Here is a 16,378-nt window from a genome sequence, read left to right as displayed (position 1 = left end):
GCCGGCCGCCCGGACGTGCTGCCCGACTCGACGCGCCACGCACTGAAGCTGGCCGAGGAGGCGACCGGTGCGCGCGGCGCCGCCCGGAGCCGGGCACGGTCGCCCCCAGCCCCCAACAGCAACCACCTCACAAGAGCAACCAGCGCAAGTCAGCTCCGACGACGCCAGCGCAACGCCAGGGCCGCGACACTCCCCCAGATCCCTCGCCGGAACAACAGCACGACGAGTACGAAGATCCCCCCGGTGACCAGCCCGATCGCCTCGAACCCGGAGAACGACAGCCAGTCCTCTAGGCGGACCACCAGCGCCGCCCCGAGCACGCCGCCCCAGAGGGTGCCGATGCCGCCGAGCACCACCACGATGACCGCCTTGCCGGAGGTGGTCCAGTGCAGCACGTCGAGGGAGACGAACCGGTGGCCGACGGCGAAGAGTCCGCCACCGAGCCCGGCGAGGAACCCGGAGAGGACGAACGCGGTCAGCTTGTACCGGTGCACCGGGTAGCCCAGCGCGCGGGCCCGGGCCGGGTTGTCCCGGATGCCGACCAGCACCCGGCCGAAGGGCGAGTGGACGATCCGCCAGGCGGCGAGCAGGCCGAGCAGCACGATCGGCAGGATGGCGTAGTAGAAGTAGTAGTCGTCGGAGAGGTCGACGCCGAAGAAGGAGCGGGGCACGCCCTGGAGGCCGTTCTCGCCCTGGGTGACCGAGCGCCATTCGTTGGCCACGTAGTAGACCATCTGCGCGAAGGCCAGGGTGACCATCGCGAAGTAGATCCCGGCGCGCTTCACTGCGAGGTAGCCGATCGGCAGCGCGAGCAGCGCCGCAGCGAGCGCCCCGACCAGCACCGCCGCCGGGAAGGGCAGGCCGGCGTGGATCGCCACCAGACCGGTGACGTACGCCGAGGTGCCCCAGAAGGCGGCGTGCCCGAAGGACATCAGCCCGGTGAAGCCGAGCAGCAGGTCCACCGAGACGGCGAAGAGCGCCCAGCAGAGGATGTCCACGGCCACCGCCGGGTAGAGCCCGTTGGGCAGCCAGAACGCCACGAGCAGGCCGACGGCGAGCAGCGCGTACCGGACCCAGCCGGGGGCGCGGGCGACCGCGACCAGGCCGGACGGGGGTGCCGGGCGGGCCGCGTCGGCGGGGGTGTCGACGGCGCTGGTCATGCCGTCACCTCGCTGCGCTCGGCGCCCTCATGACCTGTGGCACTGAGCTGATGATTCGCTCGCTGACGCTCGCTCATGCCGGTACTCCGCTTCGCTTCGTGCCGCCATGAGGCACCTTCGCACTGAGCTGATGATTCGCTCGCTGACGCTCGCTCATGCCGGTGCCTCCTCACGGCCGAACAGGCCGGCCGGGCGCCAGAGCAGCACCGCGGCCATCACCACGAACACGACGGTCTGCGACACGATCGGGAACTCCGACAGGTATGCCTCGCCCCAGGCCTGGATCAGGCCGATGCCGAAGCCGGCGGCGACCGAGCCGAAGATCGAGCCGAGGCCACCGATCACCACCACCGCGAAGACCACGATGATCAGGTCGGCGCCCATCAGCGGGTTGACCGCGCGCATCGGGGCGGCGAGCACCCCGGCGAGCCCGGCCAGGGCGATGCCGAAGCCGAAGACCGGAGTGACCCACTTTCCCACGTCGATGCCGAAGGCCCGGGTCAGTTCGGGCCGCTCGGTGGCCGCGCGGACCACCATGCCGATCCGGGTCCGCCCGAGTACCCACCACACGGCCCCGCAGAGCAGCACGGTGAAGCCGAGGATGAAGACCCGGTAGGTCGGGAAGTCGAAGAGCCCGAAGTCGACTGACCCGCTCAGCTCGGTCGGGGTGGCGTACGGGCTGGACTGCACGCCGTACCGCGACTTCACCAGGTCCTGGAGGATCAGCGTCAGGCCGAAGGTGAGCAGGAAGTTGTAGAGCGGGTCGAGCCGGGTCAGCCGGTGGATGACCGCCCGCTCCAGCACCATGCCGAGCAGGCCGAGGGCCAGCGGCATGATCACCAGCGCGGCCCAGAACGGTACGCCCGCCTCGGCGAGCAGCACGTACGCCCCGAACGCGCCGAGCATGTAGAAGGCGCCGTGGGCGAAGTTCACCACCCGGAGCATGCCGAAGATGACCGCGAGCCCGAGGGCGAGCAGGGCGTAGAACGCCCCGCCCACCAGCCCGTTGAACGTGTTCTGCAGGAAGCCCGACATCAGCTCGTCACCTCGCCACCTTCGTTCGCGACCGCGAGGCTCGCAGGACCGGCTCGCTCCTCGCGCTCACAGCTTGCAGTCGGCCGACGGGGCGCGGAACGCCTCGGCCGCCGGGATGGTCTTGAGGATCTTCACGTAGTCCCACGGCTCGGTCACCTCGGCCTGCGGCTTCACCTGGGCCAGGTAGGCGTCGTGGATGACCCGGTGGTCCTCGGCGCGGATCTTGCCGTTGCGCAGGAAGACGTCGTTGATCTCCTTGCCCTCGAGGCCCTTGACCACGGCGTCGGCGTCGTCGGTGCCGGCGGCCTGCACCGCCTCCAGGTACTGCATGGCGGCGGAGTAGTTGGCTGCGTGCGCGAAGGACGGCCGGGTGCCGGTCTCCTTCTGGAACTTGTCGGCCCACTCCCGGTTCTGCTGGTCGAAGTTCCAGTACCAGGCGTCGGTGTAGGTGGTGCCGGCGAGGGCGGCCGGGGTGAGCGAGTGGATGTCGGTGATGAACATCAGGCCCACGGCCAGCCCGATGCCCTTGTCCCGCAGCTTGAACTCGTTGTACTGCTTGACCACGTTGACCAGCTCGGCGCCGGCCTGCATGGTGCCGAGGACCTGCGGCTTCGGGTTCAGCGTCGGGGCCTTGAGCAGGAACGACGAGTAGTCGCCGCTGGTGTTCGGGAACGGGGCGCCGTCCTTGCCGACCACGGTGCCGCCGGCCGCGCCGATCGCCGTGGAGAAGCTCTTCTCCATGTCCTGCCCGAAGGCGTAGTTCGGGTAGAGGATGTACCAGTTCTTGCCGACCTGCTGGGTGGTCACCGTGCCGGTGCCGTGGGCCAGCATGTACGTGTCGTACGCGTAGTGGAACGTGTACTTGTTGCAGCTCTTGCCGGTCAGCTCGGTGGTGGCCGCGCCGATGTTGAAGTAGAGCTTCTTCTTCTCCTTGGCCACGTCGGCGACCTTCAGGGCGGCCGAGGAGGTCGGCACGTCGAGGATCGCGTCGACGCCCTTGCGGTCGTACATCTCCTGGGCCTTGCTGTTGGCCACGTCGGGCTTGTTCTGGTGGTCGGCCGTCTCCACCGAGATGTTCTTGGTGATCGCCTTGTCGCCGTACTTGGCCTTGAAGTCGGCGATGGCCATCTCCACGGCCTTGACCGAGTTCTTCCCGGACAGCTCCGAGTAGGCCCCCGACTGGTCGTTGAGGACACCAAGCACGATCTTGTCGCCGGTCAGCTTCTGGTCGCCGCCGGACTGCGGACCACCGCCGCCGCAGCCGGTGACCAGCGCCGCCACCGCCGCCGAGGCGGCGGCCACACCCACGCTCCTGCGCATCTCAATCCCTTCCGTACCGCGCGGTCCGCGCGGGTCAGCCGTCGTTTCAGATCCCGAGGTACGCCAACAGCTCGCGCTCCCGCGAGCGCACCTCGGAGTTGTCCATCGCCTCCGCGATGCGTCCCTCGGCCAGCAGGTAGTGCCGGTCGGCGACGCCGGTGGCGAAGTGCAGGTTCTGTTCGACCAGCAGCACGGTCACGCCGTGCTTCTTGGCCTCCCGCAGCAGGTCACCGACCTGCTGCACGAGCAGCGGCGACAGCCCCTCGGTGGGCTCGTCGCAAAGCAGCAGCCGGGCGCCCATGCGCAGCACCCGGGCCAGGGCGAGCATCTGCTGCTCGCCGCCGGAGAGCATGGTGGCCGCCGAGTCGCGCCGGCTGTAGAGGGCGGGGAACGCCTCGTACACCCGCTCCAGCGGCCACGGGTCGGGGCCGACCCGGGGCGGCAGGGTCAGGTTCTCGGTGACGCTGAGGGTGGCGTACGCGCCGCGGTCGTCGGGGACCCAGCCGAGCCCGAGCCGGGCCCGCTTGTAGGCCGGCAGCCGGGTGAGCTCCGTGCCGTCCAGGGTGACCGTGCCGCGCTGGCCGGGGTGCAGCCCCATCACGCAGCGCAGCAGGGTGGACTTGCCGGCTCCGTTGCGACCGACCAGGGTGACCACCTCGCCGGCGGCCACGTCCAGGCTCACCTCCCGCAGCACCTGCGCCTCGCCGTACCAGGCGGAGAGGTTCTCAATGCGCAGCATCGGCAGCTCCCAGGTAGGCGGTGATGACCCGCTCGTCGGCGCGGACCTGCTCGTACGGCCCCTCGACCAGGACCTTGCCGGCCTGCAGGACGGTGACGGTGTCGGCGAGCCGGCCGACGACGCTCATGTTGTGCTCGACCATGACGACGGTGCGGCCGGCCCGCACCCGCCCGATCAGGTCGACGGTGCGGTCGACGTCCTCCAGCCCCATGCCGGCGGTGGGCTCGTCGAGCAGCAGCACCTTCGGGTCGAGGGCGAGCGCGATGGCCAGCTCCAGGGCCCGTTTGCGCCCGTACGCGAGGGCCTCGGCCGGCGCCTCGGCCAGCTCGGCGAGGCCGACCATGGCCAGCAGCTCGTCGGCCCGGTCGCGGTAGCGGTGCATCAGCTTGGCCGAGCGCCAGAACCGCCAGCCCAGCCCGCTCGGCGACTGGAGCGCCAACGCCACGTGCTCCCGCGCGGAGAGTTGGGGAAAGAGGCTGGTGATCTGGAAGGAGCGGGCCACACCGAGCCGGGCGACCCGCTCCGGGGGCAGCCCGGTGACGTCCCGACCGGCCAGCTCGATCCGCCCGGCGGTGGGCGGCAGGAAGCCGGTGAGCAGGTTGAACAGCGTGGTCTTGCCGGCGCCGTTGGGCCCCACCAGGGCATGCACGGTCTCCGGCGCCACGTCGAGGTCGACGCGGTCGACCGCCCGGAAGCCCCGGAAGTCCCGGGTCAGCCCGCGGGCCGACAGGAGCGCTTGCCCGGCCATCGCCACACCCTCCACAGGTCGCGAGGCGACGACCAGGTCGGTGACGGGGGTCACAGGGCCGTCGCGTTCAGGAAACCTACGGTGCTCCACAGGAGTCGAACCATGTCGATTCTCCACACATTCGACCCGGGTCGGACGGCTCCGCTCGCCATAGGGAGGGTCCCCTCCGGCCCCTCCCCCGACCCGACACACCGATCGGCGGGTGTCGACATGTGGCGGCGCCACCTCACCCGGTGACGGCGTACTCCGGCAGGTGCAGACCGTCGGCCCGGCCGAGGAACAGCCGTTTGGTGAGCCCGCGCAGCGGGCGGGAGGTCATCGCCCGCATGGACGCGTTGCGCAGCCGGATCGCCGCCCGGCTGGCCGGCAGCCGGTGCGGGCCGTCCGCCCGTCAGTCCGGGAAGGTGACCACCCAGCGGGCGCCCTCGCCCCGGGCGAGCCGGTCGAACGCCGCCGGCGCCTCGTCCAGCCCGACCGTCCCGCTGATCAGCGGACGCAGGTCCAGGCTGCCGTCGGCGAGCGCGGCGGCCAGCTCCGGCACCTCGCGGTCCGGGTCGGACGAGCCGTACACCGAGGAGCGCAGGGTGCGGGCGGAGTGGAAGATGTCCAGCGCGGCGAGGCTGACCAGGTCATCCCTCCCGCCCATGCCGACCACGGTCACCGCTCCCCCGCGCCGGGTCAGCCGCCAGGCGGCGTGGATGGTCGCGGCGCTCCCGACGCACTCGAAGGCGTGGTCGACACCCCGCCCCTCGGTGCGCTCCCGGACCTTCTTGGCCAGCGTGTTCCCGGCGCGCAAAAATTCGGTGGCCCCGGCGGCGACCGCGAGGTCCCGTTTGGCCTCGACCACGTCGACGGCGACGATCGGCGCGGCGCCGGCCCGGCGGGCGGCGGTCAGCACGGCCAGCCCGACCCCGCCGAGCCCGATCACGGCGACCGACTCGCCGGCGGCCACCCGGGCGGTGTTCCGGACCGCGCCGCTGCCGGTGAGCACCGCGCAGCCAAGCAGCGCGGCCCGCTCCGGCGGCAGGCCGGCGGGCACCGACACGGCGGCGTGCTCGGGCACCACCACCTCCTCGGCCAGCGCGCCGAGGCCGAGGGTGACGTGCAGCCGGCTACCGTCGGCGGTCTCGCCCCGGGCCACCACCGGGGCGGTGTTGGCGGCGCAGAGCCAGGGTTCGCCGTGCCGGCAGTGCCAGCAGGCGCGGCAGGCGGGGGCCCAGTTGAGCACCACCGGCGTGCCGACGGCCAGCCGGGCCCCGGGGCCGGTCTCGGCGACCACGCCGGCCGCCTCGTGCCCCAGCACCAGCGGGTACGCGGGCGCGAGCGTGCCGTTGACCATGGCCAGGTCGGAGTGGCAGATTCCGGCGGCGCGGATGCGTACCCGCAGCTCGCCGGCGCCGGGGGCGGGCAGGCGTACCTCCTCGACGGCGGGCGTGGCGTCCCGGCCGCGGACGACCAGGGCCCTCACCGCTGGATCGCCTTGAGCTCGGTGAACTCCTCCACGCCGGCCGGGCCCAGCTCGCGGCCGAGGCCGGACTGCTTGTACCCGCCGAACGGCGCGAGCGGGTTGAACGCGCCGCCGTTGATGTCGACCTGGCCGGTGCGCAGCCGCCGGGCGACGGCGAGGGCCTGGTTTTCGTCGGCGGACCAGACGGCGCCGGCCAGCCCGTACCGCGAGTTGTTGGCGATGGCGACGGCCTCGTCGGTGTCGTCGAACGGGATGACCGCGAGCACCGGGCCGAAGACCTCCTCCTGGGCGAGCGCGCTGTCCGGGTGCACGTCGGCGAAGACGGTGGGCGCGACGAAGTGCCCGCGCGGCGGCAGCGACACGTCCGGGCCGCCGGCGACGAGTCGGGCTCCGTCGGCCAGGGCCCGCTCGACGTGGCCGCGGACCCGTTCGGCCTGGGCGGCGGAGACCAGCGGGCCGAGCCGGGTCGCCGGATCGAACGGGTCACCCGTCCGGTAGCCCGCGACGGCCGTCGCGATCAGGTCGAGCGCCTCGGCGTAGCGGTCCCGATGGACCAGCATCCGGGTCCAGGCGGTGCAGGTCTGCCCGGAGTTGAGGAAGGCGTTGCCGACCCCGACCTTGACCGCGGTGGGCAGGTCGGCGTCGGCGAGGATCAGGTTGGCGGACTTGCCGCCGAGTTCCAGGGCGACCCGGGCGATCCGGTCGGCGACGAGGTGAGCGACCCGGCGGCCGGTGGCGGTGGAGCCGGTGAACGAGACCAGGTCGACGTCGGGGTGGGCGGCCAGGGCCTCGCCGACGACCGGCCCGGTGCCGGGCACCAGGTTGACCACCCCGGCCGGCAGCCCGGCCTCGATGACCGCGTCGAAGAGCAGGTACGCGGTGAGCGGGGTGAGTTCGCTGGGCTTGACCACCACGGTGCAGCCGGCCGCCAGCGCCGGGGCCACCTTGGCGACGACCTGGTGCAGCGGGTAGTTCCACGGGGTGATCGCGCCGACCACGCCGACGGGTTCGCGGACCACGAGCGAGTTGCCGACGGTCTGCTCGGCCGGCGGGCGGGCGGCGAGCTCGACCATGCTGCGCAGCACGGTGAGCGGGAGGCCGGCCTGCACCCGGGTGGCGAGCTTGAGCGGGGTGCCCAACTCCAGCGCGACGGTGTGCGCGATCGCCTCGGCGCGGGCGGCGAGCGCGGCGTGCAGCCGGTCGAGGTGGGCGGCCCGCTCGGCGGGGGCGGTGGCCGCCCAGCCGGGAAAGGCGGCGCGGGCGGCGGCGACGGCCCGGTCGACGTCGGCCGGGGTGCCGGCCGGCACCTGCCCGACGATCTCCCCGGTGGCCGGGTTCTCGACCGGGATCGCCTCCCCGTCGGCGGGGTCGACCCACGCGCCGGCGACGTGCACGTGCCGGCGGACCAGGAGGGCGGGCGGCGCGGCGGCGAGATCCATGTCGTCCTTCCCGGGAGGAAACTAGCGCTGGAAGTTTGACGCTACTCCGGAGCGGCGGCCCGCTCCAGGGGCGCCACGGTCCGCTCGTACTCGGTGTGCAGGCCGTGCAGCAGCGCGTCCAGGCCGAGGGTGAAGGCACCCTCGTCGACGCTGTGCTGGTGGCCGGCGAGCCGGTGCGCCTGGCTCAGGTGCGGGTGTCCGGTGTAGAGCGCCGGATCCTCGACGAAGCCCCGCGCGAACGAGCCGAGCGCGGAGCCGGCAACGAAGTAGCGCAGCGCGGCGCCGATGTGGGTGGCCCGGGCGGGCGGCCACCCCGCCCCGACCAGGCCGCCGTAGACCGCGTCGGCCATGGCGAGCGCGGCCGGCCGCCGGCCCGGCCCCTGGGCCAGGTACGGGACGATGTTCGGGTGCGCGGCCAGCGCCGCCCGGTAGGACCGGGCCCAGCGTCGCAGCGCCTCGTACCAGTCGCAGCGGCCGAAGGCGCTGACATCCACGGTGGCGGTGACGCTGTCCGCCACCGCGTCGAGGATGGCGCCCTTGGTGGCGAAATGGTTGTAGAGCGAGGGGCCCTGCACGCCGAGCGCCGTGGCCAGCCGCCGGGTGGAGAGCGCGCCGAGCCCGTCGGCGTCGATCAGCGCCAGCGCCGTGGTGACGATCCGGTCCCGGGTGAGCAGCGCCTGTCGGGGTCGCGGCACGTCAAACCACCCGTGCCGGGTCGCCGCTGCCCTGCGCCCACCCTCGGCCGATTTCCGCCACACCACTCTCCCCGTCGGCACCGCCTGCTCACGCACCCTAGTCAAGCCCGCCGGGGCGCGCCTCACCTCGACGGTGGAAGGAGCGGGCTGGACGGATGAAAACTTACGCCGCTAGTTTGAGGGGAAGCCGCCGCACCGACGCCGAGGGAGCACGGTGGACTTCGCACTGTCCGACGAGGAACGGGCCGTCCGGGACACGGCCCGCGCGTTCATCACCCGCGAGGTGCTGCCGCTGGAGCAGGAGGTGCTGCGCCGCGAGCGCACCCACCGCCCCGGCCTGGAGCGGTCCGAGCTGCGCGAGTTGCAGCTCAAGGCGAAGCGGTTCGGCTTCTGGGGACTGGCCACCCCGGAGCAGTACGGCGGGATGGACCTGCCGGCCGTCATGCAGTCGCTGATCTGGACCGAACTCGGCCGCACCTTCGTGCCGTTCCGGTTCGGCGGCGAGGCGGACAACATCCTGTTCCACGCCACCGAGGAGCAGCGGCGAGAGTTCCTTCTGCCCACCATCGAGGGGGAACGGATCTCCTGCTTCGCGATCACCGAGCCGGGCGCCGGCTCGGACGCGGCGAACATCCGGCTGCGCGCCCGGCGGGACGGCGACGACTGGATCCTCGACGGCGAGAAGACCTTCATCACCAACGGCGACGACGCCGACTTCGCCATCGTGATCGCGGTGACCGACCCCGAGCAGGGCGTCCGCAACGGCGGTGCCACCGCGTTCCTGGTGGACCGGGCGATGGGATGGCGGTCGGAGTTCATCCAGACGATGGGCGAGGGCGGTCCGGCATCGCTGATCTTCGACCACGTACGCGTGCCGCACCGCAACATCCTCGGCGAGGTCGGGCAGGGCTTCGCGCTGGGCATGCAGTGGATCGGCAAGGGGCGCTACACCATCCCCTCCCACGCCCTCGGCATCGCCGAGCGGGCGTTGCAGATGGCGATCGACCAGGCCAACACCCGGGAGACCTTCGGCGCCAAGATCGGCACCAACCAGGCGATCCAGTGGATGATCGCCGACTCGGAGACCGAGCTGGAAGCGGCCCGTTGGCTGGTGCTGCGCGCCGCGTGGACGGTCGACCAGGGCCTGGATCCCCGGCACGCCTCGTCGATGGCCAAGCTCTACGGCGCCGGCATGGTCAACCGGGTGGTGGACCGGGTGCTGCAGATCCACGGCGGCATGGGCTACACCCGCGAGCTGCCGATCGAACGCTGGTACCGGCAGGTCCGGCTGTACCGGATCTTCGAGGGCACCGACGAGATGCAGCGCCTGATCATCGCCCGGGACCTGCTGCGCGGGTACACGAAGATCGGCGCCCACCTGGTCTGAGCCGCGACGGCTCCCGCTCAGTCCGTCAACGCTTCCAGCGCCCGGTCGACGTCCTCCTTGGTGCTGTAGAGGTGGAAGGAGGCGCGCACCCGGCCGGCGCGGACCGCCGCGCGCACCCCGGCCCGGGCCAGCTTCTCCGCCGCGCCGGGCACGGCGACCGTCACGATCGCGCTGTCGCCGGGCGGCCGGCCCAGCCCGACCAGGAACCGGTTGGCCAGCGCCACGTCGTGATCGCGCACGGCGGGCAGCCCGATCTCGGCGAGCAGCTCCAGGGCGGGCGCCGCCCCCACATAGCTGAACCACGCCGGGGAGATGTCGAAGCGCCGGGCGTCGTCGGCCAGCCGCAGCGGCGGGCCGTAGTAGGAGGCGTGCACGTCCTGGCCCGCGTACCAGCCGGCGGCGTCGGGGCGCAACCGCTCGCGCAGCGCCGGGGCCAGGTAGGCGAAGGCGGTGCCGCGCGGCGCCATCAGCCACTTGTACGCCGACACCACCACCACGTCGGCGAGAGCCGCGTCGAAGGGCAGCCAGCCGCATGCCTGGGTGGCGTCCACCGCGACGAGGGCGCCGTGCGCCCGGGCCGCCGCGACGATCTCGTCGTACGGGGCGACGGTGCCGTCGGACGACTGCACCAGGCTGAACGCGACCAGATCGGTGCCGGCGTCGATCGAGTCGACCAGGCCGGCCAGCGGCACCGTGCGGACCCGGACGCCCCGCTCCTGCTGCACCAGCCACGGGAACAGGTTCGAGGTGAACTCCACCTCGGGGACGACCACGGTCGCGCCGGGCGGCAGCCCGGCTGCCACCGGGGCGAGCAGCTGCGACGCCGTGCTGCCGATCGCCACGTCCGCCGACGCCACCCCGACCAGCCGGGCGAACCCGGCGCGGGCCTGCTCGGCGGCCTCGCCCCAGCCCTCCCAGGAGATCCGTCCCACCCGCCAGTCCGCCAGGGCGTCCTGCAACGCCACCCAGGCCGGCTCGGGCGGCAGCCCGTAGCTGGCGGTGTTCAGCCAGCCGGGCTGCGGCTGCCACAACTTCTGTGCGTCGTCGAGCTTCACCCCGCCGACGCTAGTGACGACGCCGACGCCCGGGCACGGCCAATTCGGGCGTCGTGGTTTGCGACGGCGCACCCGGCCGCAGATGCGCCCGCCCCGCCCCGGGCCGCCGGGCTTCTTGTCCCGGGCGACTACCTTGCTGATCAAGTCAGCAAGCCACCCCCGTGAGAGGTACCGCGCACATGCCGTTCGGCTTCACCCTCGCGATCGTCGCCGCCCTCGCTGCGGCCATCGCCATCGCCGTCGCACTATTTGGCCCAGGCAGGAGCGTACGGCAGCGCGCCATGCTGGCGGCGGCCGCCGCCCTGGTCGCCACACTCGTTCTCACCCTCTTGTCGAGTGCCCACTCGGTACCCATCCGCTCGGTCGGGATCGTCACCAGCTTCGGCAAGCCGACCGGCGAGGTCACCGGCTCCGGCCTGAAGTGGGTCGCGCCATGGCAGCGGGTCGGCGAGTGGGACGCCGGGCGGCAGAAGTACGACCACATCGGCAGCGACCACTGCGTCCGGGTACGCACCGGCACCCTCGCAGACGCGTGCGTCGAGGTGCTGGTCGAGTGGCAGGTCCGACCCGAGAACGCGCCGAAGCAGTTCATGGACTACAAGGGCGACTTCGACAGTTTCCGTGGGCAGCGGGTCGGTGTCCAGCTCGACAGCGCCGTCAACGACGCCTTCTCCACCTACAACCCACTGGAGCGGATCGACGCGAAGACCGGCAGTTTGAACGTCGACCTCAAGCCGTTCGCGGAGAGCATCAAGAGCAACGCCGAAGGCCGGCTGGCCGAGGACGTCGACATCCTGTCGGTCACCATTACCCGCGTCAACCACGACGACAAGACCGAGGGCAACATCAAGGCATTCCAGGACAAGCTCGCCCAGACCCGCAACCTCGAACAGGACCGCCGCAACGCCGAGATCCAGAAGCAGATCACCGAGACCAACGCCAAAGTGGACAAGGTGACCCGCTGCCTGGAGATTGCCGAGAAGAACGGCAGCACGCCGGGCCTCTGCATCAACCCGGGCATCGTCACCGGCACCGCCAAGTGAACACCCCAGCCACGCCGAATGATCGGCGTCCGGTAGCCGGGCCAGCGCGACCAGACCCTACCGCCCCTGATCCGCAAGCGTCCTCGCGAGATCGTGCTCAAACATGGAAACAGTGGCTTCGCTCAGGCGGCGAGGCCACTGTTTCCTGGATCGAGCGCGATCTTGACGGGGGCGACAGGCCACCGGCGCCCGTGGCTGGATCAGGCGGGCACGTCGACCGGCGACGTGCGGCGCGACGCCGGGACCGCCTCCTCCGGCACCCCGTGCGCGTCGTCCTCGTCGAGCATGGTCGCCTCGTCGAACGGACGTCCGCCGCCGAGCACGGCTTGGGCCTGCTCCCGGTCGAACTGGCCGGTCCAGGTGCCGACCAGCACGGTGGCGACCGCGTTTCCGGCGAAGTTGGTCAGCGCCCGGGCCTCGGACATGAACCGATCGATGCCGACGATCAACCCGACGCCGTCGACCAGGTCCGGCCGGTGCGACTGCAGCCCGCCGGCCAGGGTCGCCAGGCCCGCGCCGGTCACCCCGGCCGCACCCTTGGAGGCGATGATCATGAACACCAGCAGCGACACCTGCTCGCCCAGCGACAGCGGCTTGCCCAGCGCGTCGGCGACGAACAGTGACGCCATGGTCAGGTAGATCGCCGTGCCGTCGAGGTTGAACGAGTACCCGGTCGGCACGGTGATCCCGACGACCGGCTTGCTCACCCCGAAGTGCTCCATCTTGGCGATCAGCCGGGGCAGCGCCGACTCGGACGACGAGGTCGACAGGATCAGCAGGAACTCCCGGCCCAGGTAGGCGAGGAGCTTGAAGATCGAGATCCGGGCGACGAACCACAGCAGGGCGCCCAGCACCAGGAACACGAAGAGCGCACAGGTGACGTAGAAGCCGAGCATGATCTGCGCCAGGCTCTTGAGTGCGTCCACGCCGGTCGCGCCGACCACCGCGGCCATCGCGCCGAACGCGCCGATCGGCGCCACCCACATGATCATCGCCAGCACCTTGAAGACGAGGCGCTGGATCACGCCGACGGCGCGCAGCACCGGCTCGCCCCGCGTACCCATGGCCTGCACGGCGAAGCCGACCAGCAGCGCGACCAGCAACGTCTGGAGCACCTCGCCCTCGGTCAGCGCGGAGAGCAGCGAGGTCGGGATGACGCCGAGCAGGAAGTCGACCGTGCCGCCGCTCTCGCCACCGGCGGCGGCCTTGCCCGCCTCGGCCACCTCCGGGCCGAGGTTCAGGCCGGTGCCGGGCTGGATGATGTTGCCGACCACCAGGCCGATCGCCAGCGCCACGGTCGACATGACCAGGAAGTAGCCGAGGGCCAGACCGCCGACCTTGCCGACCTTGGCCGCCTGGCGGACGGAGCCGACGCCCAGCACGATCGTGCAGAAGATGACCGGGCTGATCATCATCTTGATCAGGTTCACGAAGCCGGTGCCGAGCGGCTTCAACTCCTTGCCGACCTCGGGGGCGGCGAGACCGACCGCGATGCCGGCCAGCACGGCCACGATGACCGCGAGGTAGAGGTAGCGGGTCCGGTCCCGGCGGGCGGGCCGGGCGGCCGTGGGGGTGGGTGAGGTGGTGTCCATTCCCACAATGTGAAGCGTGTCTCAGCACAGGGCATCCTTGCGTTCATTCTGTTCACCCCTGTGACTCGCGGCCGAAACGGGCCGCTGACCGGTGCGCCACACTTGCGGACGGCGCGCGGCGGAAGGAGGGTGACGTGGCCCGACGGCAATGGAGCATCGCAGGGCAGTTGTTCGCCCTCCAGGCGCTGGTGGTGACGCTGCTGGTGCTCGCCGGCGCCGGGGGTGCCGTCTGGCTGGCCCGCAGCGACTCCCACCAGGCGGCGGAGGACGAGGTCCTGGCGGTGGCGCAGACCGTCGCCCGGTCCCCCGACGTCCGCGCGGCGCTCACCACCGCCGACCCGGTGGCCACCCTGCAGCCGTACGCCGAAGCCACCCGGGTGGCCACCGGAACGGACTTCGTGGTCGTGATGGCCCCGGACCGGACCCGGTACTCCCACCCCAACCCGGACCTCATCGGGCAGCCGTTCATCGGCGACATCGGCCCCGCCCTGGCCGGCGAGCCGTTCACCACCACCAACGTCGGCACCCTCGGCGAGTCGGTGCGCGCGGTCGTTCCGGTGTACGGCGACGACCAGCGGATCGTCGGGCTGGTCTCGGTCGGCATCACCACCCAGGCGATCAACCGGAAGCTGCTCGGCCAGATCCCGGTGCTGCTGGGCGCCGCCGTCCCGGCGCTGGCCCTCGCGGCCACCGGCGCCTGGCTGCTCAGCCGGCGGCTGCGCCGGCAGACCCACGGCCTCGGCCCGACCCAGATGACCCGGATGTACGAGTACTACGACGCCGTCCTGCACTCCGTGCGCGAGGGGCTGCTGGTGCTGACCCGGGACGGCCGGGTGGCGCTGGTCAACGACGAGGGCCGCCGGCTGCTCGGGCTGGCCGAGGACGCGGCGGTGACGGACCGGCCGGTGGCCGGCATCGACCTGCCGCCCGCGGTGGCCGAGCTGCTCGGCTCCGGGCGGGACGCGCACGACGAGCCGGTCCTCGCCGGTGACCGGGTGCTGGTGGCAAACCAGCGGACCACCCGCTTCGAGGGGGCCGTGCTCGGCACCGTGCTGACCCTGCGTGACCAGACCGAGCTGCGCAACCTGGCCAGCGAGCTGGACTCGGTACGTGCGCTCACCGAGGCGTTGCAGGCCCAGACGCACGAGTCGGCCAACCGGCTGCACACCGTGCTGACGCTGGTGGAGCTGGGCCGTACCGACGAGGCCGTCCAGCTCGCCACCCGCGATCTGGAGCTGGCCCAACAGCTCACCGACCGGGTCGTCGGGGCGGTGACCGAGCCGGCGCTGGCCGCCCTGCTGCTCGGCAAGTCGGCCCGGGCCGGCGAGCGCGGCGTGGACCTGGTGATCGAGCCCGACTGCCGGCTCGACGACAGCCCGCTGCCCCCCACCGACCTGCTCACGGTCGTCGGGAATCTGGTCGACAACGCCCTCGAGGCGGTGGCCGGCACGCCGCCGCCGCGCCGGGTCCGGGTCTTCGTCGGCGCCGCCGACGACGAGATCGTGGTCCGGGTCGGCGACAGCGGCCCCGGGCTGGACCCGGACCGGGTGGCGGACGCGTTCCGGCGCGGCTGGTCCACCAAGAGCGCCGGCCGGGGGCTCGGCCTGGCGCTGGTCGGCCAGGTGGTCCACCGGCACGGCGGCCGGACCGACGTGGCCCGCGCCGAGGACGGCGGCACCCTGTTCACCGTCCGCCTGCCGATCCCGCGGGAGGCCCGATGAGCGAGCGCAGCGAGCGAATCATCAGGCACAGCGCGGTAGAGCCTCATGCGGCCGCGGAGCGAAGCGGAGCGGCGGCATGAGCGAGCGCAGCGAGGCGGACGCATGAGCGACATCCGGGTGCTGGTGGTGGAGGACGAGCCGCTGCTGGCCGAGGCGCACAAGGCGTACACCGAGCGGGTGCCCGGCTTCGTGGTGGTCGGGGTGGCGCACACCGCGCGGGAGGCGATGGCGGCGCTGCGGCAGCGGGGTGGCGCGGACATCGACCTGGTGCTGCTCGACTTCCGCCTGCCCGATCTGCACGGCCTGGACGTGTGCCGGGCCCTGCGGGCGGCGGGCAGCAGCGTCGACGTGCTGGCGGTGACCTCGGCGCGGGACCTGGCGGTGGTCCGCACCGCGGTCTCCCTGGGAGTGACCCACTACCTGCTCAAGCCGTTCACCTTCGCCGCGTTCCGCGACAAGCTGGAACGGTACGCCGACTACCGGCGACAGGCTCTCGCGGAGGGCGAGGTGGTCGCCCAGCACGAGGTGGACCAGATGTTCGCCACCCTGCGCGGCGCGGCCCGGCACACCCTACCCAAGGGGCTGGACGAGCAGACCTTGCACCGGGTGCTCTCGGCACTTGGCGAGGGCACCGGGCGGTCCGCGGCCGAGGTCGGTCGGGAGACCGGGATCTCCCGGGTCACCGCCCGGCGCTACCTGGAATACCTGGTGACCAGTGATCGCGTCGTGCGCGCTCCGCGTTACGGCACCCCCGGCCGCCCGGAGTTCGAGTACCGGCCGAGATGAGCTGACGGGGTCGTTCGACGCGGCCGGGAGCTGACGGACCGCCGGACGGACGGACCCGGCCGGCTGCCGTCGGCGGGCCGGTCGGCCTATCGGACGTTTCCGGTGTGGCCGAGGGAGTAGCGGCCGGGTTGGGGCCAGATGGTGAGGCCGTGTGGGCCGCGGCCGACGGGGATTCGGGCTAGTAGTTTGC

14 protein-coding genes are annotated in these 16,378 nt (G+C 72.3%); 4 read left to right on the top strand and 10 right to left on the bottom strand.

Annotated features, from left to right (window positions below; translation table 11 throughout):
- Positions 1–149: 149 nt before the first annotated feature.
- From ABZ783_RS36760 to ABZ783_RS36725, 8 genes are all read right to left on the bottom strand, one after another.
- Positions 150–1,160, bottom strand: a complete 1,011-nt coding sequence (locus ABZ783_RS36760; RefSeq protein WP_357447625.1) for a branched-chain amino acid ABC transporter permease — start codon at positions 1,158–1,160, stop codon at positions 150–152.
- Positions 1,161–1,313: 153 nt separating this feature from the next.
- Positions 1,314–2,195, bottom strand: coding sequence for a branched-chain amino acid ABC transporter permease (locus tag ABZ783_RS36755; protein WP_357447622.1), 882 nt, complete (start codon positions 2,193–2,195; stop codon positions 1,314–1,316).
- Between the two features lie 66 nt (positions 2,196–2,261).
- The gene (locus tag ABZ783_RS36750) at positions 2,262–3,515 is read right to left on the bottom strand and encodes an ABC transporter substrate-binding protein (RefSeq protein WP_357447619.1); all 1,254 of its coding nucleotides are present in this window, start codon (positions 3,513–3,515) and stop codon (positions 2,262–2,264) included.
- A gap of 46 nt (positions 3,516–3,561) precedes the next feature.
- Positions 3,562–4,254, bottom strand: a complete 693-nt coding sequence (locus ABZ783_RS36745) for an ABC transporter ATP-binding protein (RefSeq protein WP_073835750.1) — start codon at positions 4,252–4,254, stop codon at positions 3,562–3,564.
- Entirely contained in the window at positions 4,241–5,002 is a 762-nt protein-coding gene (locus tag ABZ783_RS36740) for an ABC transporter ATP-binding protein (protein WP_073835846.1), read from the bottom strand. Before ABZ783_RS36740 ends, ABZ783_RS36745 begins: the two co-directional genes overlap by 14 nt.
- A gap of 391 nt (positions 5,003–5,393) precedes the next feature.
- On the bottom strand, positions 5,394–6,470 hold the full coding sequence (locus ABZ783_RS36735; RefSeq protein ID WP_357447614.1) for a zinc-binding dehydrogenase: 1,077 nt from the start codon (positions 6,468–6,470) through the stop codon (positions 5,394–5,396).
- A complete protein-coding gene (locus tag ABZ783_RS36730) occupies positions 6,467–7,909 on the bottom strand; it encodes an aldehyde dehydrogenase family protein (protein ID WP_357447611.1) in 1,443 nt (480 codons plus the stop codon). Before ABZ783_RS36730 ends, ABZ783_RS36735 begins: the two co-directional genes overlap by 4 nt.
- A gap of 41 nt (positions 7,910–7,950) precedes the next feature.
- Positions 7,951–8,604: a TetR/AcrR family transcriptional regulator C-terminal domain-containing protein gene (locus tag ABZ783_RS36725; protein ID WP_357447607.1), complete on the bottom strand. Its 654-nt coding sequence runs from the start codon at positions 8,602–8,604 to the stop codon at positions 7,951–7,953.
- 214 nt (positions 8,605–8,818) lie between these two features.
- On the opposite strand from ABZ783_RS36725, the gene ABZ783_RS36720 reads away from it, so the two are divergent.
- A complete protein-coding gene (locus tag ABZ783_RS36720) occupies positions 8,819–9,991 on the top strand; it encodes an acyl-CoA dehydrogenase family protein (protein WP_357447603.1) in 1,173 nt (390 codons plus the stop codon).
- A gap of 17 nt (positions 9,992–10,008) precedes the next feature.
- On the opposite strand, the gene ABZ783_RS36715 is transcribed toward ABZ783_RS36720, so the two are convergent.
- A complete protein-coding gene (locus ABZ783_RS36715) occupies positions 10,009–11,046 on the bottom strand; it encodes an aminotransferase class V-fold PLP-dependent enzyme (protein ID WP_357447601.1) in 1,038 nt (345 codons plus the stop codon).
- Positions 11,047–11,207: 161 nt separating this feature from the next.
- Here ABZ783_RS36715 and ABZ783_RS36710 point away from each other — a divergent pair, with 161 nt between their 5' ends.
- Positions 11,208–12,089, top strand: coding sequence for an SPFH domain-containing protein (locus tag ABZ783_RS36710; protein WP_357447598.1), 882 nt, complete (start codon positions 11,208–11,210; stop codon positions 12,087–12,089).
- Between the two features lie 200 nt (positions 12,090–12,289).
- On the opposite strand, the gene ABZ783_RS36705 is transcribed toward ABZ783_RS36710, so the two are convergent.
- Entirely contained in the window at positions 12,290–13,681 is a 1,392-nt protein-coding gene (locus ABZ783_RS36705; protein ID WP_357447595.1) for a cation:dicarboxylase symporter family transporter, read from the bottom strand.
- A gap of 134 nt (positions 13,682–13,815) precedes the next feature.
- Between ABZ783_RS36705 and ABZ783_RS36700 the strand changes: the two genes are divergently transcribed.
- On the top strand, positions 13,816–15,402 hold the full coding sequence (locus ABZ783_RS36700) for a sensor histidine kinase (protein WP_357447592.1): 1,587 nt from the start codon (positions 13,816–13,818) through the stop codon (positions 15,400–15,402).
- Between the two features lie 102 nt (positions 15,403–15,504).
- Positions 15,505–16,188 carry a response regulator gene (locus ABZ783_RS36695; protein WP_357447589.1) on the top strand — a complete coding sequence of 228 codons (684 nt, stop codon included), beginning with the start codon at positions 15,505–15,507 and terminating at the stop codon, positions 16,186–16,188.
- The last annotated feature ends 190 nt before the right edge of the window (positions 16,189–16,378 follow it).

The organism is Micromonospora sp. NPDC047738 (genome assembly GCF_040642675.1).
In the GTDB taxonomy this organism is placed as follows: Bacteria; Actinomycetota; Actinomycetes; order Mycobacteriales; family Micromonosporaceae; genus Micromonospora.
This window is presented reverse-complemented; position numbering and strand designations above follow the sequence as displayed.